The organism is Fibrobacter sp. UWR2 (assembly GCF_002210285.1).
GTDB lineage: Bacteria > Fibrobacterota > Fibrobacteria > Fibrobacterales > Fibrobacteraceae > Fibrobacter.
Genome location: NZ_MWQE01000002.1, coordinates 122,369 through 141,705, shown reverse-complemented (window position 1 = coordinate 141,705; position 19,337 = coordinate 122,369). Strand labels below are relative to the sequence as shown.

Annotated in this window: 24 protein-coding genes and 1 pseudogene; 6 read left to right on the top strand and 19 right to left on the bottom strand. The window is 49.8% G+C overall.

Annotation, left to right across the window (positions count from 1 at the left end; translation table 11 throughout):
• Positions 1 to 210: 210 nt before the first annotated feature.
• From B7994_RS14035 to B7994_RS04800, 3 genes are read left to right on the top strand one after another with little or no spacing between them, the layout of a single operon-like run.
• Positions 211 to 417, top strand: coding sequence for a hypothetical protein (locus B7994_RS14035; protein WP_158213076.1), 207 nt, complete (start codon positions 211 to 213; stop codon positions 415 to 417).
• A 58-nt stretch (positions 418 to 475) separates the two neighbouring features.
• A complete protein-coding gene (locus B7994_RS04805) occupies positions 476 to 1,084 on the top strand; it encodes a hypothetical protein (protein ID WP_144063754.1) in 609 nt (202 codons plus the stop codon).
• The gene (locus tag B7994_RS04800) at positions 1,074 to 1,913 is read left to right on the top strand and encodes a nucleotidyl transferase AbiEii/AbiGii toxin family protein (RefSeq protein ID WP_083597037.1); all 840 of its coding nucleotides are present in this window, start codon (positions 1,074 to 1,076) and stop codon (positions 1,911 to 1,913) included. The genes B7994_RS04805 and B7994_RS04800 overlap by 11 nt, the downstream gene beginning before the upstream one ends.
• A 137-nt stretch (positions 1,914 to 2,050) precedes the next feature.
• Here B7994_RS04800 and B7994_RS04795 read toward each other — a convergent pair whose 3' ends face one another.
• Together B7994_RS04795 and B7994_RS04790 are read right to left on the bottom strand one after the other, a co-directional pair.
• Positions 2,051 to 2,875 carry a phosphatase PAP2 family protein gene (locus B7994_RS04795; protein WP_158213075.1) on the bottom strand — a complete coding sequence of 275 codons (825 nt, stop codon included), beginning with the start codon at positions 2,873 to 2,875 and terminating at the stop codon, positions 2,051 to 2,053.
• 61 nt (positions 2,876 to 2,936) lie between these two features.
• Positions 2,937 to 3,554 carry a flavodoxin gene (locus B7994_RS04790; protein WP_088637343.1) on the bottom strand — a complete coding sequence of 206 codons (618 nt, stop codon included), beginning with the start codon at positions 3,552 to 3,554 and terminating at the stop codon, positions 2,937 to 2,939.
• Between the two features lie 117 nt (positions 3,555 to 3,671).
• On the opposite strand from B7994_RS04790, the gene B7994_RS04785 reads away from it, so the two are divergent.
• A complete protein-coding gene (locus B7994_RS04785) occupies positions 3,672 to 4,136 on the top strand; it encodes a GNAT family N-acetyltransferase (protein ID WP_088637342.1) in 465 nt (154 codons plus the stop codon).
• A gap of 16 nt (positions 4,137 to 4,152) precedes the next feature.
• Here B7994_RS04785 and B7994_RS04780 read toward each other — a convergent pair whose 3' ends face one another.
• The 6 genes and pseudogenes from B7994_RS04780 to B7994_RS04755 all read right to left on the bottom strand — a co-directional run bounded on the left by B7994_RS04780 (position 4,153) and on the right by B7994_RS04755 (position 9,041).
• Positions 4,153 to 5,028 carry a Sir2 silent information regulator family NAD-dependent deacetylase gene (locus B7994_RS04780; RefSeq protein ID WP_088637341.1) on the bottom strand — a complete coding sequence of 292 codons (876 nt, stop codon included), beginning with the start codon at positions 5,026 to 5,028 and terminating at the stop codon, positions 4,153 to 4,155.
• Positions 5,021 to 5,842 (bottom strand): protein-ADP-ribose hydrolase, encoded by an 822-nt coding sequence (locus tag B7994_RS04775; RefSeq protein WP_088637340.1) that lies wholly within the window; start codon positions 5,840 to 5,842, stop codon positions 5,021 to 5,023. The genes B7994_RS04780 and B7994_RS04775 overlap by 8 nt, the downstream gene beginning before the upstream one ends.
• Before the next feature lie 31 nt (positions 5,843 to 5,873).
• A pseudogene (locus B7994_RS04770) lies at positions 5,874 to 6,290 on the bottom strand (Rrf2 family transcriptional regulator); the annotation flags it as partial.
• A gap of 46 nt (positions 6,291 to 6,336) precedes the next feature.
• Positions 6,337 to 7,134, bottom strand: coding sequence for a hypothetical protein (locus B7994_RS04765; protein ID WP_088637338.1), 798 nt, complete (start codon positions 7,132 to 7,134; stop codon positions 6,337 to 6,339).
• Positions 7,135 to 7,301: 167 nt separating this feature from the next.
• Positions 7,302 to 7,655 carry a cyclophilin-like fold protein gene (locus B7994_RS04760; RefSeq protein WP_088637337.1) on the bottom strand — a complete coding sequence of 118 codons (354 nt, stop codon included), beginning with the start codon at positions 7,653 to 7,655 and terminating at the stop codon, positions 7,302 to 7,304.
• A 195-nt stretch (positions 7,656 to 7,850) separates the two neighbouring features.
• Positions 7,851 to 9,041, bottom strand: coding sequence for a Bcr/CflA family efflux MFS transporter (locus B7994_RS04755; RefSeq protein WP_088637336.1), 1,191 nt, complete (start codon positions 9,039 to 9,041; stop codon positions 7,851 to 7,853).
• Between the two features lie 265 nt (positions 9,042 to 9,306).
• Between B7994_RS04755 and B7994_RS04745 the strand changes: the two genes are divergently transcribed.
• Complete coding sequence (locus B7994_RS04745; protein ID WP_088637334.1) at positions 9,307 to 9,810, top strand: hypothetical protein; 504 nt, start codon at positions 9,307 to 9,309, stop codon at positions 9,808 to 9,810.
• 85 nt (positions 9,811 to 9,895) lie between these two features.
• Here B7994_RS04745 and B7994_RS04740 read toward each other — a convergent pair whose 3' ends face one another.
• The 5 genes from B7994_RS04740 to B7994_RS04720 form a co-directional block, all read right to left on the bottom strand.
• Positions 9,896 to 11,098 carry an alpha/beta hydrolase gene (locus tag B7994_RS04740; protein WP_088637333.1) on the bottom strand — a complete coding sequence of 401 codons (1,203 nt, stop codon included), beginning with the start codon at positions 11,096 to 11,098 and terminating at the stop codon, positions 9,896 to 9,898.
• 128 nt (positions 11,099 to 11,226) lie between these two features.
• Entirely contained in the window at positions 11,227 to 11,739 is a 513-nt protein-coding gene (locus tag B7994_RS04735; protein ID WP_088637332.1) for a flavodoxin, read from the bottom strand.
• 83 nt (positions 11,740 to 11,822) lie between these two features.
• Positions 11,823 to 12,428 (bottom strand): maltose acetyltransferase, encoded by a 606-nt coding sequence (locus B7994_RS04730; RefSeq protein ID WP_088637331.1) that lies wholly within the window; start codon positions 12,426 to 12,428, stop codon positions 11,823 to 11,825.
• 93 nt (positions 12,429 to 12,521) lie between these two features.
• Complete coding sequence (locus tag B7994_RS04725; RefSeq protein WP_088637330.1) at positions 12,522 to 13,328, bottom strand: cyclophilin-like fold protein; 807 nt, start codon at positions 13,326 to 13,328, stop codon at positions 12,522 to 12,524.
• A gap of 42 nt (positions 13,329 to 13,370) precedes the next feature.
• The gene (locus B7994_RS04720; protein ID WP_088637547.1) at positions 13,371 to 13,901 is read right to left on the bottom strand and encodes a flavodoxin; all 531 of its coding nucleotides are present in this window, start codon (positions 13,899 to 13,901) and stop codon (positions 13,371 to 13,373) included.
• Positions 13,902 to 14,038: 137 nt separating this feature from the next.
• Here B7994_RS04720 and B7994_RS04715 point away from each other — a divergent pair, with 137 nt between their 5' ends.
• Positions 14,039 to 14,884, top strand: a complete 846-nt coding sequence (locus B7994_RS04715; RefSeq protein WP_088637329.1) for an AraC family transcriptional regulator — start codon at positions 14,039 to 14,041, stop codon at positions 14,882 to 14,884.
• A gap of 21 nt (positions 14,885 to 14,905) precedes the next feature.
• Here the strand turns inward: B7994_RS04715 and B7994_RS04710 are convergent, their stop codons facing one another.
• The 6 genes from B7994_RS04710 to B7994_RS04685 form a co-directional block, all read right to left on the bottom strand.
• Positions 14,906 to 15,691: a PhzF family phenazine biosynthesis protein gene (locus B7994_RS04710; RefSeq protein ID WP_088637328.1), complete on the bottom strand. Its 786-nt coding sequence runs from the start codon at positions 15,689 to 15,691 to the stop codon at positions 14,906 to 14,908.
• A gap of 120 nt (positions 15,692 to 15,811) precedes the next feature.
• On the bottom strand, positions 15,812 to 16,294 hold the full coding sequence (locus B7994_RS04705) for a putative toxin-antitoxin system toxin component, PIN family (RefSeq protein ID WP_088637546.1): 483 nt from the start codon (positions 16,292 to 16,294) through the stop codon (positions 15,812 to 15,814).
• Positions 16,295 to 16,309: 15 nt separating this feature from the next.
• On the bottom strand, positions 16,310 to 16,603 hold the full coding sequence (locus tag B7994_RS04700) for a type II toxin-antitoxin system RelB/DinJ family antitoxin (RefSeq protein ID WP_088637327.1): 294 nt from the start codon (positions 16,601 to 16,603) through the stop codon (positions 16,310 to 16,312).
• Positions 16,604 to 16,844: 241 nt separating this feature from the next.
• Positions 16,845 to 17,333: a cyclophilin-like fold protein gene (locus B7994_RS04695; protein ID WP_233143033.1), complete on the bottom strand. Its 489-nt coding sequence runs from the start codon at positions 17,331 to 17,333 to the stop codon at positions 16,845 to 16,847.
• 93 nt (positions 17,334 to 17,426) lie between these two features.
• Entirely contained in the window at positions 17,427 to 18,620 is a 1,194-nt protein-coding gene (locus B7994_RS04690) for an alpha/beta hydrolase (RefSeq protein WP_088637325.1), read from the bottom strand.
• Between the two features lie 17 nt (positions 18,621 to 18,637).
• The gene (locus tag B7994_RS04685; RefSeq protein ID WP_088637324.1) at positions 18,638 to 19,177 is read right to left on the bottom strand and encodes a flavodoxin family protein; all 540 of its coding nucleotides are present in this window, start codon (positions 19,175 to 19,177) and stop codon (positions 18,638 to 18,640) included.
• Positions 19,178 to 19,337 lie beyond the last annotated feature (160 nt).

Sequence of the window (19,337 nt, the reverse complement as noted above, 5' to 3'; positions counted from 1 at the left end):
TCTGCATGTCGTAATCGAGGCTCGCCAAAGCCTTTCCAATGACAAGTGCAAACAGCTCGCGCACAAATGTGCGCGAGCGTTCACCCTGTTCCTATTGGATTTGAAATTTTGGCGATTTCGATTACAGGAACAAGAGTAAAAACCCTATGTGCTTTTAATTTAAATAAAAGTACATGACAAAGAATGTCTTAGCCTTAAAAAGGGGGTAAAATGAGCACAATTAACGAAAAAAGGCGAATTTTGGCTAAAATTGCTTTTTTCGCGAGGTTCTATGCTGACGACATTCCTTATAGTATTGGGGATTTTGGCCCTTTTCGGGGCTGGCGACGCAGGGGATGCCTGCGCCATTACCTTGCTGTTGAAAGTGCTGCCGTTTCTGATTTTCGTGGGGATTTTGGCGTCTTTAATGTTCTGTAGCGGGTAAAAGAAATAAAAACTTGCTTTTTCAACCATTTTATTATATATTTGGTTTAAAATGCAAGAAACAAACGAGAAGAAACTGGAAAAAATGCTGAACGCGAACAGCGGCTACATCACGCGAAAGCAAGTCGACACCCACAAGATTCCTTCGTGGTTCTTGACCGATTTCGTGCGAAAGCAGGGCCTTGTCAAGATAGATAAGGGTTTTTACGCCCAGGAGCAATGGATCAGGGACGATTACCTTGTTTTTCAATACAAGTATCCCAGATTCATCTTTTCACACGTTTCCGCACTATTCTTGCATGGGCTAACAGACCGCCTACCCGATTATTTCGAGGTAACCGGGCCCAAGAATTATAGGCCATTTTCTCCGAACCCTTCCGTCGCAATCCACACAGATTCTCGCGATGAAACCTACAGGCTTGGAATTTGCAAAATCAAGACTTCGCTTGGACATCTGGTGGAATGCTACGATACGGAACGAACGCTTTGCGACATCATCAAGAACAGCCGAAAGATCGATGCAGAAATTTACGGCAAAGCGCTCAGGCTTTACGCAAAATCAAAAGACAAGAATACCCGCAACCTACTCCATTACGCCCAAATATTGAAAATAGAGAACAAAGTGGCGGAACTTATGACGGTGGTACTGAATGAAGATTAATAAGAATTCCCTGCAAGCGAGAATCAACAACCTCTCCAAAGAAATGAACGTTCACGCCAACGTCTTGCTAGTATCGTTCTTCTTTGATGCATTCATTTCAAGATTGGCCAAGTCAACATACGCCAACAAGTTTGTTTTCAAGGGCGGTTTCTATCTCGCTACATTGCTCGGCGTAAAGAACCGCTACACCGCCGACATTGATTTCCTTTTGAGAAGGGAAACTATGGACGAGAATAGATTGAGGAAAATTTTCACTGACATCATCGCAATCGATGCAGACGATTCTATCTCTTTTGAAATAAGTGATATTTCTCCAATACGTGATGAAGACGCCTACGGCGGATTTTCCATCCTTTTGACGGGACGCCTAGAGAATGTCAGACAAAGTTTCCATGTCGATGTTGCCACGGGCGATCCAATTACACCAAAAGATATCGAATACTCTTACCAAAGCCTCTTCAGCCATGAAACCATTGCGTTCCGAGCCTACAACCTAGAAACGGTTGTTGCTGAAAAACTTCAAACCATTCTTTTCCGAGGCCTGCTCAATAGCCGCTGCAAAGATTATTACGACATCTATATCATCAATCAATTGCAAAGGAATAACATCAATATTCCTGACTTGAAGAAATCTTTTGAAACAACTTGCCAATACCGCAAAACGCCTTTTAAAAAAGAAGAAGCTCTTTTGCTTCTAGAAGAAATTTCAAAGAGCGACATTCTTCAAACTCGATGGAAGAACTATGCAAAAAAAACTTCGTTTGCAAAAGATGTTCCATTTGAAGCGACAATTGAATCTTGCAAAGAGATTCTTGATTGTATTTTCTAACATTTCGGGGCTGGCGACGCAAGAGACATTTTCCAATAAAATTATCAGAACGCGATTGTCAAGTGGTTTATGCATTTTTTCCTCTTCCATCGGTACACAAGGTTGTGGTCCACAAGGTTGTGTACCAGGCGTTTGGCTTATATTCTCACGCTGAGCACGGCGCCTTTGGTGTCGTCAAAGAATAGCGGGGCGATGGTGACCTTGGGCGGGGTCTGCTTTTCGCCGACTTTTTCCTTGTAGAACACGCTGCCAATGTACCAGCCGATGGAGGCTCCCATCAGGGAGCCCGCGACGGCGTCGGAGAACCAGTGGGCCTCCCCTTTTGCGCCGAGCACCATGCTTGTCGCGATGTAGCCCGCATACAGGGCGCAGCCCGCCACGACGAGAGGCTTGTCGCGGTTGTAGCTTGCGATGCTCATGGCCATGGCCGCGTTTGTCATGGAATGTCCCGAGGGCCAGCCGTAAAAGACTCCGCGCCTGAAGAACCCCCACTTGAAATCGCGGGAACGCTCGCCGCTGTTGAGTTCTGCGTCAGGGTGTTCACGGCCCGAAATCGCCTTGAGGATGTTGTTGTAGAGGAAAGCCACGGCGGTAGCCTGCACGGCGACGGCACCGGTGTTGTTCAGCGCGCGATTGTCGCTAATGAAGTACATATAACCGGGGACGAGTATCGGGAAGAACGTCCCCATCATCATGCCGGGAGTGAACGCGATGCCATACGCGAGCTGGTCCTGACGGGCCGCAAATCGGGCCACCATCAGGTCGTTGTTTTCCATCGAGAACTTGTACGTAAGCGCTCCACCGAGCATGTGGAACCCGAGCGGCCAGCCGAACGCACTCAGCAACATGTTGTGACCCAGGTAATCGAACGGGGAAAGTTTTTGAACTCTATCGACACTCGCCGAGGTTACTGCGGAATCTGCTTCGACAGCAGCGGAACCCGTGGCACAGGCAAAAGCCAAAACCACCATCCAACGAAGCGCTATTTTGTCTAGACGAAAAATCAAGATTTGACCTCGTTTATTATTTCGAGAGCGCCTTCACCCATTCGCGGACAACGGTTTCGGAATCCTTGACCTTGCTTCCGCGCACAGAAAGGGCGGTTTTCTTGTCGAATGCAGCACCCTTCGCCTGCATCAACTTTTCGAGTGTAGGAAGGCTCCCTGCACCATCGGACGACCCTTCGTGAGAGAAGAACGCATAGACGTTTTTGCCTTGCAAGTTCGCCTGCTTCAGGAATGTCATCACGGGCATCGGCACGTCGTACCACCAGACCGGAAAGCCGACAAACACCGTCTTGTAACGTTTCATTTCTTCGTCGCTCAAGGAAAGGTTTATCTCGGGATAAATATTTCCGTCCTTTTCCTTTTTGGCGACATCGACTGTTTCGTTGTAGCTAACAGGGTATTCTTCCTTGCGCAAGATGCGGGCGTAATCAGCTCCGACTTCGTCGGCAATCCAGTGCGCCATGCTCCGCAGGTGCCCAGACCAGGTGAAATACACCACCAGCACATCGCCTTTTTTCGAGAAATCCGCATCGGCGTTCTGGTCAGTCCTGTTGCGCTCGGCACAGCCCACCAAGGAGAGCAGGGCAAGCGCGAGCGTTAAGACGGGAATGAAAATTCTTGCGAGTTTTTTCATAGAGCGTTTCCTTTTATCGTTTTGTCTATAAATTAAGCAAAACTCCGCATGGACGCAATAGCAAAATTACGGCTAGAATTAACGATTTTACGGTCCGGAAATTTATATATTGTCAACATGAAAATTGTTCCTTACAACCCAAAGTACTGCAAAGACTTTGTCGAAATGAACCTGGCGTGGATTTCATCCATGTTCAAGGTGGAACCCGAAGACGAACGCGAACTTTCAAGTGTTGAGACCGCCATTGCGGCAGGTGCGGAAATCTTTTTCGCCGTTGACGACAGCGACAACGTAATGGCATGCTGCATGGTCGCCCTACGCAGTGCAGGGGAATGGGAAATCATGAAATTCGCCGCCAAGGGCATGTACACGGGAACCGGTGCGGGCAGCGCCTGCCTCAAGGCTTGTATCGAGTACGCCCGCGAAAAACAGGCGAAAAGCATCGTTCTCGTTTCCAACCGAAGATGCACACACGCAATTCACTTATATGAAAAATTCGGCTTTGCAGAAATCCCCGTCGACAAGGAAAAATTCCCCTACGACCGCGGCGACATCTCCTTTGAAATGAAATTATTCGAGTGATTCGTCAAATCCTTCATCAAAGAAGTTTCGTCACCACCTCGCCGATATCGCTGTCGATGCTTACCGAGCGGGTTCCGATGTCGTCGGGAGCGTAGGCCTGTCCGTAGTTGATGCAGGCGTAGGTGGCGTTCGAATTCAGGGCGGTCATTTGCCAGAACGGGTACTTGATGATTCCGGGGGTGTTCATGCCTACGCCCAGTTCCAGGAACAACACGTTTCCGCCGCGCATGGCGTTACATCTGTCGAGAAATTCGCGGTAACGTTTTGCGGCACGGTGCCAGCCGTCGTCTTCTACGAAGGTGGAATCGGAACGCAGGTTCATGGACATGGGGCGGCCGCAAATGGGACACCTGGGCAACAGTTTCGCAGGGACGGTCATGGCGCCGAACAAGCCCGTCTCTTTTGAAAATCCCTGGGCGTCGAACATGGCACGAATCTGCTTTTCGTTGTCGTAGGTGCAGGGGTGGCACGGCTTGCTGCATTGGAAAAGCCCGTAATCGCCCTGGGTGTAAAAGAGCCGTTCCTTGTCAAAGCCCGCTTTCTGGAAACAATGGTCCACGTTGGTGGTAAGGACAAAGTAATCCTTATCCCGTAGGATTTTCAGGAGATTTTCGTAGACGGGTTTCGGGGCGGCCATGTAGCGGTTTATCGTGACATAGCGGCTCCAGAAAGCCCACTTTTCTTCGGGTGTGCCGTAAGGGAAAAAGCCGCCGGAATACATGTCCGAAAAGCCGTACTTTACAGAAAAGTCGGCGAAGTACTTGACAAAGCGTTCCCCGGAATAGGTAAATCCCGCCGATGTCGAAAGTCCGGCGCCCGCGCCCACGACGACGGCATCCGCCCTTGCCAGCGCCTTTTTCAGTCTCGATACTTCGGCAGAAAAATCATCCATTGAATTTTTCGAAAATCCGCGCATAGATAGCCTCGTCCTTTTCGCTGAAAATGTTAAAGACAACCTTCATGGGGTTTTGCGTACGGCGTTTCCATTCCAGCACCGTATCCACCGCGATTTGGGCGGCACGTTCCGGCGGGAAACGGAATACACCTGTAGAAATACAGCAGAAGGCTATAGATTCCACACCGTTCTGGGCCGCAACATCGAGGCAGTTTCTATAGCACGATTCCAGCAACTCGCAGTCCCGTTCCGTAAGGCCGTAGCCCACGATTGGCCCCACCGTGTGCAGCACGTATTTGCAGGGCAGGTTGTAGGCCGGCGTGATTTTCGCCTGTCCCGTAGGTTCGGGGTGCCCTTGCCGTTTCATCAGGGCGTCGCAAGCGCTACGGAGACGAACTCCCGCGAAAGTGTGGATGCAGTTGTCAATACAGCTGTGGCAAGGCTGCCAGCATCCCGTCATGCCGCTGTTTGCCGCGTTTACGATTGCATCTACCCTGAGGGTGGTGATGTCGCCGCGCCACAAAAACAGGGAATCGCCAAACAAGTCCGGCGCACCCGCACTGAACCGCCTGCCAACACTTTCGATGTCCGCGACATCCGTTATTCCGCGGTCACGGATGGATTCCTGCAGGTATTCGTCCTGAATCCTGTAGAATTCATCGCTTGCGGGGGCGGCCTCCCGCACGTTCATCAAGGCGCGCAACAGGAATTTCTGCCCTTCAGCGTCCGCGGGGATGGTCGTGCCGCTGTACCTGGGACTTTCCGCCAATAGATACTTTATCAGGAATAGTCTGCGCTCTGCTTGGTTCATGTTTCCTCCCGGACGGTTCAGGGGCGGTCTTGAGTTGTGCGGCGAGTCCGTTCAATGTCGTCTTTTCCAGCTCCCTTTCCAGAGCCGTCTGCGCCGAATTCAGGGCTGGGTCCAACAGGCGATGGATGTTCCTGCCTACGGGGCACAGCGGATTCGGTTCCGGGTGGAAACTGAAGACGATCCGTTCTTCGTCGTTATCGTTGATGGCCTTGTAGACATCCAGGAGCGTTATCTTGTCTGCAGGACGTGCAAGGTGAGAGCCCCCTACGCCGGGAGCCGTCTCTACCAGGCCCGCCTTTTGCAACTGCAAAAGAACCTTGCGGATGATGACCGCATTCACGCCGGTGCTGCCCGATATGAATTCCGAGGTCACCCGCTCCGCCCCCTCGAAGAAGTGGATGCAAAGCAAGGTGTGGACCGCTGCCGTAAAACGAACGCTGACTTTCATAATCCGCAATTTAACAATTGTTGCCTGCGTTCACACGCACCTTGGTCTATTTGTAGAACATTCCCGCCGTCATGTCCAGGTAATTTTCGCCGGAGTAGTTCGTAAATTCCTGCTTCATGGCGCTCTTGAATGCCGCCGGGTTCACGTTCTTGAGGGCGATATTCTTCATCACCTTCAGGTACTGGATTTTAGCACGGGCATCTTCCAGGTTTTCCACCGTGTAGTGCGACGTGAGAATCAGGGAAATCCCGCGGTCGATGTAGTCCGTAAGTTGTGCGATGATGGCATCGGCGTGCTTGCTCCCTGCCACGATGGAATGGACGTCGTGGCCCATCATGTGGGTGTAGACAACGTTGATTTCGGGAAATTCGATATCGAATGCCTCCTGGGTCGCGACAATGCGCATGTCGATGCCCGCGAGATTCAAAGTCTCACCTTCGATAAATTCTGTCGTCGCGTAAATGGAGTTGTCAAAAGCATCGCCAAAAGCCGCCGTGAAATTCTTGACCAGGGCCGCACCGCCTCCGTTATGGTTGTATTCGTCGGCATGGCGGGTGCTGTACACGGGAGCATCCTTCATGAAGGTCGCGCCCGCGCCATGGTAGGCAATCACCGTTCCCACGAATTCTACCGAAAGGCCCTTGATGTAGGCTTCCAGTTCCCTAATGTTGTCGAAAAAACAGGGGGCTTCGACCATGAACATCTTGCCGCCCTTTTCCAGCAAGAAACATTCGTCGGTTATCAGGTCGTTTGTCTTGTAGGCATGCAGCTTGACCGCGCCGAAATCGTAGATTTCCACGACGCCCTTGCCAAGATTTACGGTCTTGAAGTTGTTCTTTTCCATTTTAAATCTCCTTGGGCCAAGCCCGTTTTTTATTTTTTTTCGTTGTTCTTTAATTGTTACAACACAAAATATATCCAATTGCTGTTGTAATGTCAATAGAACAACTAGAAATTTAAAGTAAAAATTTGGTTACAAAAAAAACAAGGGTTAGTTAGAACTTTCGCTGTTTATTCCACCGAAAATGTCGCCTTCACGTTCCCTTTGCCGAGGATCTGCTGGAGGCGTTTCTTGTTCACATTGTCGATGCGGGCTAGACGCGTAAAGTTCCAGGAATTCTTGTCGTAGTAGATGGTGATGGAATTGCCCTGGTAAAGGATGATGTCGCCTGCGTCGGTGTCGATTTGCTTGTCGTTGCGCGGGAAACTGCGCGGCAGGTCAGCCACCTTCTCGAAGCTGCCGTAGTCGCGCATGTCGAGCGTGAGGTCGCCCTGCGTGAGGAATTCGGCGAAGGCCTTGGCGGAGGAATTTTCTTCGAGCGTTGCCGTGAAGGTGGTGTCGTTTACATGGATTTTGAGTTTCACGGGAGCCTCCGTTTGAGCGGATGAACTTGCTGGCACTGCGCCGGGCGTTTTACTGGCGGACGATTTCGGCGTCTGAGTTTCAGGTTGCGACGAATGGCTCGCCGCGTCGCTGCAAGCTACCAGAAAGAATAACGCTATAAAGATAAAGTTTCGCATATACACAATATAAATAATTGCTCGAGCGATTCAAAATACTTATTTGCTATGACTCACTATGCCTTTTGCGCATAGTGAACTGATGGCGAGAACAGAAATAAGCGTCAAAACGGCACCCACAACTAGGACGATCGAGACACTTGTGGCGATGTCGCCCATGCCGACCAGCGGAGAGACGATTCCGCCCATCAAGAAGCCCGATGCCCCGATGGCCGCGGCTGCGGTGCCCGCATTTGCGCGTTCCGCATTCAATGCCAATGCGTTTGCCGGGGGCTGACTCATGCCGAACATGAACGTAAGCCCCATGAAGGCGACCTGCAGAAGCGGAAGTAAAGCGTGCGTCATGAGTGCGGCAGCAACAGCAATTGCGAAAACGAACATTCCCGTACCCGCGATTTTAAGGGCCTTGAATTCGTTGCCGACTTTACCCGACAACGCGCAACCGATGGCCGTGAAAACGGCGTTCAGCGCAAAGCACAGGCTAAAGCCGACAGGCGAAAGGCCGTAGATTTTTTGGTAGATAAAGGGCGAAGACGCGATATACCCGAACAAGATAACCATTGGGAATGTGCATACCAAGAAATACGATACGTAGGCGCGGTTCTTGAATACTTTTGCATACAAGCTAAAGCTTGCAAAGACGGATTTTTTGCTGCGGCGTTTTACCGGGAGCGATTCCTGGAATTTCCCTGACATAAAGAGCAGCAATGCGCCATACAGAAGCAACACCGCAAAAGTTCCCTTCCAGCTCATGAAATTCAGCAAGAATCCGCCTAGCACCGGGGCTATAATCGGGGCGACTCCGTTCACAGCGCTCACCATGGCAAGGAACTTCGTGAGAACGGGACCACGGTAGGAATCTGCCGAAATGGAACGTGCTATCACGATACCGCCGGACGCCGCCATGCCCTGCAACAAACGAAACACGTTGAAGGTTACGATGTTCGGCGCGACAATGCAAGCGATAGTCCCGCAAACAAAAAGCAACAGACAAACTAGCAACAACTTTTTGCGGCCGTACTTGTCGCTCAGTGGGCCTACAAAGAGTTGCCCCACCGAAAGCCCGAGCATGCTCATGGTGAGGCTCAGCTGTGCCATCGAGGGGCTTGCCGCAAAGTAATCGGCAAGGCTCGGGAGGGCCGGCAAGTAAAGGTCTGTCACGAAGGGGCCAAATGCCGAAAGCAGCCCAAGCAACAGCATAAGGAAAGTGAATTTCTGTTTTCCGCTCATAAATTCCTCTTGGCGAAACCGCACGGAATCGCCATAAAAAAAGCCCGCAAAGCCTTACAACTGGACTTATGCGGGACCGCTACACGTTGATTTCGCAAGCGAATTTAAGAAAAAATTTTTCCGTTGGCAAGTTCTTGACAAAGGCAAAAAATATTTTTATTTATGGGCACGAAATTTCATTGCGTATAATGGTTCAGCGTGAAACTCAAACATCAGGGTTTTGCGCCTTTTTTATTGCGCAGGGCCCGCAACAAAAGAGGTTAAAATGGACTTTTACATGAAACTCCCGCGCGGCAAACGCGAATTCACCCTTTTTCTCGTGACGCTTTCGATTATCTCGATGAACATCATCGCGCCGCTCATCACCTGTTTCGAGATGGGCTTTAGCATGGAAAGCTGGGCGCACGTATTCCCGATTATGCCGATACTCTGGCCGTGCGTCATCGCGACGGTACTTGTCACGTACAAGCCTGCGGCGTTCCTAACTTCAAAGCTTACGCAGAAAGGCGACAGCTTCCACGCAGTGATTACACTCAACATCATGTGCACGGTTTTCCTGATGTCCATCATCTTGACGATTGTAGGTACCTGGGTCGGAAACCGCGAAATTACAATGGAGCCGCTGGTGAATTTCTTTTACAAGTGGCCTCGCAACTTTGCCATTTCGCTTGCGGTAGAAATCTTGATCGCGCAGCCGATTGCCCGCCGCGTGATGTTTGGCTTGCACAAGTACCGCGACGCCCGCCGGGAAGTCGCAGTTTCTAACTGAGCCGTAAATAATCTCAAAAAGCAACCAAGGTCACAATTGTGACCTTGGACAGCAGCGATAATTGTCGCGGTTAGATGACTTTTGCTTACTTCAAGTTCGTCTTGAAGAATTCGTTCAGCTTTTCGAAGGGGATTTTTTCCAGGTTGTCGTAGAGGTCCACGTGGGAGGCTCCGGGGATAACGAGGAGTTCCTTGTTGCCAACGGTCTTGCTCCAGTTCTTGGTGGCGTCGAGTTTTGCGGGGACGTTCGCCTTCTTGCCGGTCATCTTTTCGAATGCGCCTTCGCCGAAGTAGCGGCTGTGGGCCTTTTCGCCGTGGATGATGAGCACGGGATTACGGATTTCGTCGGCGTATGCGAGGAGTTTCGTGTTCATGAGCGAGGTGCCTGCGGAGGCGGCCCAGCCCTTGTTGCTGTTGAGGGATCGCTTGTGGTAGCCGCGCGGGGTCTTGTAGTAAGCGTAGTAATCCTTGACAAAGTAAGGAGCGTCGTCCGGGAGCGGGTCAATAACACCGCCGGCCAGGTCGTATGTGCCGTTCTTGAAATCCTTGGTGCGCTGGGCCATCAGAGCCTTGCGGGCTTCGTTACGGGCGTCGGCGTTGTTTGCGGAATCGAAGTAGCCGTTCGCGGTTACGCGGCTCATGTCGTACATGGTGGATGCAACGGTCGCCTTGACGCGGGTATCGATGCCGGCAGCGTTAATCGCCATGCCGCCCCAGCCGCAAATGCCGATGATGCCGATGCGTTCCGGGTCAACATTGTCGCGGGTCGAGAGAAAATCTACAGACGCCATGAAGTCTTCGGTGTTGATGTCCGGGCTGTTCATGTAGCGCGGCTCGCCGCCCGATTCGCCGGTGAAGCTCGGGTCGAATGCGATGGTCAGGAATCCGCGTTCCGCCATCTGCTGGGCGTAAAGGCCGCTGGACTGTTCCTTGACGGCGCCGAACGGGCCCGAGACTGCAATCGCGGCCCACTTGCCGTTCACCTTGAGGCTCGTGTCCTTGGGCACGAACATGTCGGCAGCGAGTTCAATGCCAAAGTGGTTCTTGAAAGTGACCTTGGAATGTTCGACCTTGTCGCTCTTGGGGAAAACCTTGTCCCATTCGGCGGTAAGCGTGAGCTTGTTCATATTTTCGTCCTTTGTCTGTTGTGCCGCGGAGGCAGTTTCTGTAGCCTGCTTTGTTGTCGACGAGGTCCCTGAGCTTGTCGAAGGGGCTTTTTCGGGGGTACATGCCATCAGGGTGCATGCGGAAACCACGGCGAACGCTGCTTTTAAGAATTTGGATTTCATGATTTTTCTCCTTGTTGTTAAACTTTCTTTCCCATGGCGAACGCTTTTTTTAGGAGCGCGGAATTCTTCTTGACATCGCCGAAGAGTGAAAACCATAGGTTCGCCTCACACGGTGAGGCGCGATCAGTCTACTTCACCCACTTGTCCACTTCTTTCTGGGCCTTTTCGCGTTCGTTCTGTGCCACGTGTCCGTAAATGGCGAGGCCCGCTGTCACGTTCGCGCCGGTCACCTTCTTGAGACGTTGCACGCCAGAAAGCCCGCTACCTTCGTGCGTCACGAACGGGTGAATCGTCTTGCCCTTCAGGTTATACTTCTCGAAGAAAGTGAACATCGGCATGGGCATCTCGCCCCACCAAACCGGATAGCCGACGTAGATTTCGTCGTAATCTTCGGGATTCACGTTCACCGGCTTGATGGCCGGGCGCGCGTCCTGCGCAAGTTCCTTCTTGGCCACGTTGATGCAGTCGTCGTATTTCTTCGGATATTCCTTCGCGGGTTCCACATGCAAGAGCGTGCCGCCCGTCTTTTTCGCAATCATCTCAGCAATGATTTCGGTATTGCCCTTGGTGATTGTCCCGACGGAATAGTTTTCGCCGGCGCGGGAATAGTAAACGACGAGGATTTTCTTTTCTGCAGCCATGGAGACTCCCAGAAGAAGTGTTAAAAGAATCAAGGTAAGTTTTCTCATAGTATGTAATATAAACATAGAGTTCAAAATCTCCTTTACAATTCCTTCTGTTCACTTGGATTTTGCATTTTGATGACCTTTGCTGGCACGCCTCCAACGACCGCATAATCAGGAACATCGTGCGTTACCACTGCACCTGCCGCAACTACTGCATACGCGCCAATGGTCACTCCCGGGCATACAGTTACCCCCATGCCAAGCCATGCGTTCTTTTTGATGGTCACTTTTCCGTAGGTGTATTTCGTGTGGCGTTCGTTAAAATCGTGGTTGATTGTAGCAATACGGCAACCTGGTGCAACAGATACGCCGTCTTCAAACTCAATGCCACCGCTTGCAGATAAAATAGCAGAATGATTGATGAACACGTTCTTCCCGAATTTCACGCGGTTTCCAAAGTCGCAAATAAACGGTGTTAAAATGCGAATGTCCTCTAAAGATCGTCCGAATAATTCCTCCAGGTATTTTACATAACTTGGATCGTCTGGGAACGTTGCATTTGCACGTGCACAAAGCGTGCGTGCACGAATCATTTCGGCACTTGCTTCCTTGAAATACGGCTCTGTTGCAAATGTAGGGCCGCCTTTGTCCATCAGTTCATAAACATAGCCTTGCGGGTAAGTTTTGGTTTCATTCTGTTCCATATAATCACCTATTGTTTTACACGAATATACATTACAAAATCATGAAAAACTTTCACTTTTTGCCTAATTTGTTTCACAAATTGCGTAAAGTCTTTAATATGTACTCGCTTTTGAATGCGTAAAAAGCCACACGCCGTTTATTTTTTCTAAAGTCATATTTTGCTGTAAACGCCAGGTATGGCGGCCACCGCCATAAACCGCTGCGTTCACGCGGGATTTCCCGACAAGAGTCGCATGGTTTCCGTCAATTTTCACGTTTATTTCGTCGTGATCAGCCGTGTAATAATTTAATGTTCCGTCTTGAACGGCAGCAATAAATTCTGCACGGTTCATGCGACTCCCTGTCATGTGCATCAAGACGAAATTTTCTGCATGGGTGTGTTTTATGCCTGAAGCGTCTTTTGCTATGAGGATTTTCCACATTTCGCGGTAAAGGTTTTGGAGTTCTGTCACCTCATCGGTTTTTGCCGCTCCATTCGCAAGCGAAAAACGCAATTTTCCGCCAGCTGCACCGAGCGACTTTTTTAAGCCTGTAGGATTTTCAATATGCCCCAGTTTAACATAGCCCGAAGTGTGTTCTGCATCTGCATAGAATATAACGAGCGAAATACTATTATAAAGCATAATATCGCCCGCGAAAATCTTGTCTACTTCTGAAGCCTTTGATGAAATTTTAGAATCGAGCCGTGCATAATATTCATTGTTTGCCGCATACTCTTCCATTTTGACTGACTTTGGAAATAGTGCTGCTACCGCTTGGGCAATTCCGCTGTTTTCAAAAAAAGCATTGTATTTATCATTTCCGATTTCAATTTGGACTTGCATTTTACTCTCCTTAGCACCTACAATTACTGTAAACAACATAATTAACAAACAAAGTAATTTTAACTTGTAATCCAAATTTCTTCCCTCGGTATGTTGCTTTCTTTGATACCAAAACAGTTAAATACTTTCCACAATTCTTTGGATTTCGCTTTCACAATATGCGGCACTACTCCCGTGAATTGCGATGCCAGCCATAACGTTTGCTTTTGGACAAAGCTTTTGGATGTCTTTTACGCTATGTCCAAGGCCGCTTCCCTCGTGCGTGCTGAATGGGATAATCTTCTTTCCCGAAAAATCGTGATTTTCAAGGAACGTCCAAAGCGGCATGGGAAATGTCCCCCACCAAATGGGGTAGCCCACGATAATGTTGTCGTAAGGCGAAACATCAATATCCCCTATGTATGCGGGGCGTGCGTCCGCTTTGAGCTCCGCTTTAGCCTCTTCGGTGCATTTGGTGTAATTCGACGAATACTCTTTTTGCGGCTTCACTTGGAACATATCCACGGAATCTGCACCTTGGGTTTGTCGAAGGGTTGCGGCAATTTTTTCTGCCACCACAAGGCAGTTCCCTTTTTCGAGGTTTACGATGTTTCCAGAGACATAGTTTGCTCCCGGGCGTGAATAGAAAAGAATCAAAGTCTTAGACATAATTTCTCCGCGATTTTTCGCTAGCTGATTTGCGTTTTTATTTGTAGTTATAATTATACCTTTCTTTTTGAACAAAAACTTTCACTTTTTGCTGGAATTGTTTCACATATTGCGTAAATCATTTTTATATTTGATTTATGCTGCAAAAGAATTCTAGGTTTTCACAACAACCACCATTCATTTTTTCCGAAAATTTTTCGGACATCATCCGACCCGATTTAAAAAATTGGTGTTTGCATTTGGTGTGTTTAAATGGCACAGGCGGATTCATATACAACGGAACGCTTTATGCAGTCAAGAAAAACGATATAGTGATAGCCCCGCATATCGAACGCATTACAGATGTTAAGGCAGGCAAGCATCTGAAAGTTTCGCTTGTTCTTGGGGATTTGCGGTTCATCAATTCGCAACTCCCCGAAAATCACTATGGAATTAAAGGCGAGCACAGCTTACATAACGAGCCTATCATTCACGGGAAAAAAAGAGAAGTCTCACGCATTAGGCTTGATTTTTTGAACATTTTCCATAGGCTTCAAGACAAAGAAAACTTTTATTACAAGGAATCTCTGGGGGCGGCAAGCCTGCAAATGAATTACGACTTGTTCGAAGCTCATAGGCGAAGGGATTTAGAAGAAGACATCAAAAGTGGCATCCCGCAAGGTGCGGCCTCCGTTGTCAAGAATCTTACCCAAATTCTTGAACGCGGGGACACCTTGACGCACCGCGACGTGACGTACTATGCAAAATGCTTGAATGTTTCGCCAAAATACCTTTCAGAAACCGTCCGTAGGCTTACAGGCAAATCCGTCACATATTTAATCAACCGTTACACAGGGCCAATCATTTCAAAACTTTTGAAAAACGAGAAACTCTCCGTTTCACAAATCGCCTACCGTATGGAATTTTCAAGTGTGTCTTACTTTAGTCGCTACACAAAGCGGGTACTAGGCGTAAACCCAGCCGAATTCAGGCGGAAATTGTAAAATTTTTCCCACCATAGCAACTTAAAACGCCGATTCGTTGATTTCGGCTTCGGAGAAGAGAACCGCTTTGCCGGAGATGAGTAGGTTCTTGCCTTTCGCCTTGCAGTAAAGCGTCCCGCCCCGCGCTGAAGCCTGGTAGGCGACAATTTCCGTTTTCCGCAGTTTTTGCATCCAATAGGGCGCGATATGGCAGTGACCCGAACCGCAAACGGGGTCCTCGTTAATGGCGATTTTGGGCGCGAATGACCTGGAAACGCAATCCGCTTTCGCATCGCCCCTTGCCGTAATGTGCAAAAGAGTCCCGGGCAATGATATAATTTTGTCTGTAGCTGGCGAATACTTTTTGACGAACTCCGTGGAATCCATGACGCAAAGCAAGTCCCGCCCCATGAAGGCCTCCAGGGGCCGCACGCCAAGGGCTGCAGTCATCTCGTCGGTGACGGGAATCGGCTTGATGTCGTAGGCAGGGAACTCCATTTCGTAAAGGTCTCCGTTCTTGCGTACATACAAAGCGCCACTCACGGTGTTGAACGTCACGGCTGCAGCGCATTTTTCGTAGAAGTTGAGGACGACAAATGCTGTCGCGAGCGTGGCGTGGCCACAGAGGTCGATTTCCCTTGCCGGTGTGAACCAGCGCAAATGATAGGCGTCGCCTTCCTTGACGGCAAAGGCAGTTTCCGAAAGGTTGTTTTCGCGGGCGATGTTCTTCATCAGTTCTTCGCTCGGGAACCGCTCTAGAATGCAGACCGCCGCAGGGTTCCCTGCAAAAGGTTTGTCCGTAAACGCGTCAACAATAAACTGTTTCATATCAAAAATTTTCCACGTTCAATTCTACGCTGAATGTAATAAAAATTGAGCGTGTGGGAGTGCCCTCCCTTGAGCGAAAGCTCTTGCGTAAAGAAACTTCTTAAAATTATAAAAAAATTTCTAGCAATACCTTGTCCAGCCGCGGCAGTCGTTTAGAGTCTGCCCAAATCCGGCAAAGTTTCCATCCAAAAGTTCTTCCAATTCAAGCCTATCCAAGAACTCCCTCGGGGTCACGGCAAAAAAGCAATTCGGGAAATGCTTCATATTCCCCGTCACAAGAGAGGCATGCTTATCTTGATGGGCCAAGGCCACATCATAGAATACGACATCTTTTGGGTCAGGCAGAATAGTACCGCTCATGGGAACATCAACATTTACAGAAATTTCAGCCAACAAATCCAAAGTTTCGACTATCTGCTGAAGAGCAAGACCAAACTTAGGTCGTCTTAGAACTTTCCCATATTCGGCCAATATCGCGTTGTTCACCAAAACGCGAAACTTCCCTGCGTAGGCTCGTTTTACGATTTCGACAACCGGCGATTTTTCGTTCTTCGAAATAAGCGCCGAAACAATAACGTTCGTATCAATCACCGTGTAAACCACAGCCACCTCAATAGATTATTTTCCCGAACGGGCGGCGGCGATTTCGGCTTCGATTTCCGCTTCGGACATTCCGGCGGCACCGCTTTCAGCAGCTTGTCTTCTCAATGCCTGAAAAGCCTTCCAGCCAGGATTCGCATCGTAGGTTGCGCGGGGTTCGCGGACTTCGAAGGGGATTCCCCGCTCGGCGACCACCCGCTTGAAGAACACGCGGATTGCGGTCGGCACGTCCATGCCCAGGTTTTCCAAAATCTTTGCGGCATCGTTCTTAAGGTCTTCATCAACCCGAATTTGCATTACAGTTGTAGCCATAATATAATCCTTATAACTACAAATATATATTATTCCACCACAAAATGCAACAACAAAACATCATAAAAAGTACAATCTTTGGATTTTTATTTCAACAATCGTTGGATATTCGTATGAAGCCTCCCCAACTTGGGAAATAAGGCATATTGGAGAAGCAGAGTTATATGAACACCGAAAAGGCTTTACAATCAAGGCCATCGCCGAAAATGAAGAAAGGCGTTAGATATCAATAGCGTCTCTGCTACTTTTCGATAGAAAAAGTCGCCTTCACGTTCCCCTTGCCGAGAATTTCCTGTAGGCGTTTCTTGTTCACGTTGTCGATGCGGGCAAGGCGCGTAAAATTCCAGGAATTCTTGTCGTAATAGATAGTGATGGTGTTGCCCTGATATAGAATGATGTCGCCCGCGTCAGTGTCGATTTGCGTGTCGTTGCGCGGAAAACTGCGCGGCAGGTCGGCCACCTTCTCGAAACTGCCGTAGTCGTGCATGTCGAGCGTCATGTCGCCCTGCGCGAGGAATTCGGCGAAGGCCTTGGCCGAGGAATTTTCTTCGAGCGTTGCCGTGAAGGTGGTGTCGTTCACATGGATCTTGAGTTTCACGGGAGTCTCCGTTTGGGCTGATGATTTCGGCGTCTGGGCTTCAGGTTGCGTCGGCTTGACAGACGAAGCCGCATCAGCAGAGCATGCAGCGAACAGCAATAAAACGACGATGTAAAGGATATGTATCTTCATAAAAAACTCTAAATAAAGTTTAATCCGATAATTAAAAGGAGATTCCCGGTCAAGCCGGGAATGACATCCTTGTAGGTCTCGTCTCCAGCAAATTTACTTCAAATTCGCTTTGAAAAATTCGCCTAGCTTTTCGAAGGGGATTTTTTCCAGATTGTCGTAGAGGTCCACGTGGGAGGCTCCGGGGATAACGAGGAGTTCCTTGTTGCCAACGGTCTTGCTCCAGTTCTTGGTGGCGTCGAGTTTTGCGGGGACGTTCGCCTTCTTGCCGGTCATCTTTTCGAATGCGCCTTCGCCGAAGTAGCGGCTGTGGGCCTTTTCGCCGTGGATGATGAGCACCGGGTTACGGATTTCGTCGGCGTATGCGAGGAGCTTGGTGTTCATGAGCGAGGTGCCTGCGGAGGCGGCCCAGCCCTTGTTACTGTTGAGGGATCGCTTGTGGTAGCCGCGCGGGGTCTTGTAGTAGGCGAAATAATCCTTGACAAAGTAAGGAGCGTCGTCCGGGAGCGGGTCCACCACACCGCCGGCCAGGTCGTACGTGCCGTTCTTGAAGTCCTTGGTGCGCTGGGCCATCAATGCCTTGCGGGCCTCGTTACGGGCATCAGCGTTGTTTGCGGAATCGAAGTAGCCGTTTGCAGTCACGCGGCTCATGTCGTACATGGTGGATGCAACCGTCGCCTTGACGCGGGTATCGATGCCGGCAGCGTTAATCGCCATGCCGCCCCAGCCGCAAATGCCGATGATGCCGATGCGTTCCGGGTCAACATTGTCGCGGGTCGAGAGAAAATCTACAGACGCCATGAAGTCTTCGGTGTTGATGTCCGGGCTGTTCATGTAGCGCGGCTCGCCGCCCGATTCGCCGGTGAAGCTCGGGTCGAATGCGATGGTCAGGAATCCGCGTTCCGCCATCTGCTGGGCGTAAAGGCCGCTGGACTGTTCCTTGACGGCGCCGAACGGGCCCGAGACTGCAATCGCGGCCCACTTGCCGTTCACCTTGAGGCTCGTGTCCTTGGGCACGAACATGTCGGCAGCGAGTTCAATGCCAAAGTGGTTCTTGAAAGTGACCTTGGAATGTTCGACCTTGTCGCTCTTGGGGAAAACCTTGTCCCATTCGGCGGTGAGCGTGAGCTTGTTCATATTTTCGTCCTTTGTCTGTTGTGCTGCTTCTGTTGCCGGTGCGGCGGTTTTGGCCGCATCCTGTGCAGCATTGTTTTCTTTTTCGGGGCAGCATGCCATCAGGGTGCATGCGGAAACCACGGCGAGCGCCGCTTTAAAGAATCTGGATTTCATGATTTATCTCCTTGTAGTTAAACTTTCTTTCCCATGGCGAACGCTTTTTTCAGGAGCGCGGAATTCTTCTTGACATCGCCTGCGCTTTCGGCTCCCGTAGCGCAGAGGGCTCCCTTGAGCTTCACGCCGTCGAAACAGGCGATCCACCCCCCAATGCCGCGTTTTGCGATGTTCATGGCCTTCGCGTCGGTGTCGGCGGCAGATGTGAGCAGGTAAATCTCGCGGAACTTGTAATCACTCGAGTAAAGGGAATTGGCGCGGTCGAGCATCGTCTTGAGCTGGCCGCTCATCTCGTAATAGTAAATTGGCGTTGCGAATACGATGACGTCCGCCGATTCCATCTTCTTGGTGATGGCGGGAGCGTCGTCCTTGATGACGCACTTGCCCTTCTTCTGGCAAGCGAGGCAGCCCATGCAAAAACCGATCTTCTTGCCGCGCAGCGACTCGAATTCCACCTTGTTGCCCGCCTCGGCGGCACCCTTCGCGAACTCCTGCGCCAAGGTTTCGGAGTTGCTTCCCTTGTGCAAACTGCTGGACAAGACCAATACTTTTTTCATAGGTTCCTCTCGGTTGAAGTCTTTACATGTCCAAATATACCTTCGTTTTTCAGATATTGCAAATACTTTGTTTTCATAACTAGATATGCTTATAAAGCATAAATTTAAGGCAGAAAACTCGCAATACGGCACGTACTTCGTTGAATTTTACTTGCAATTA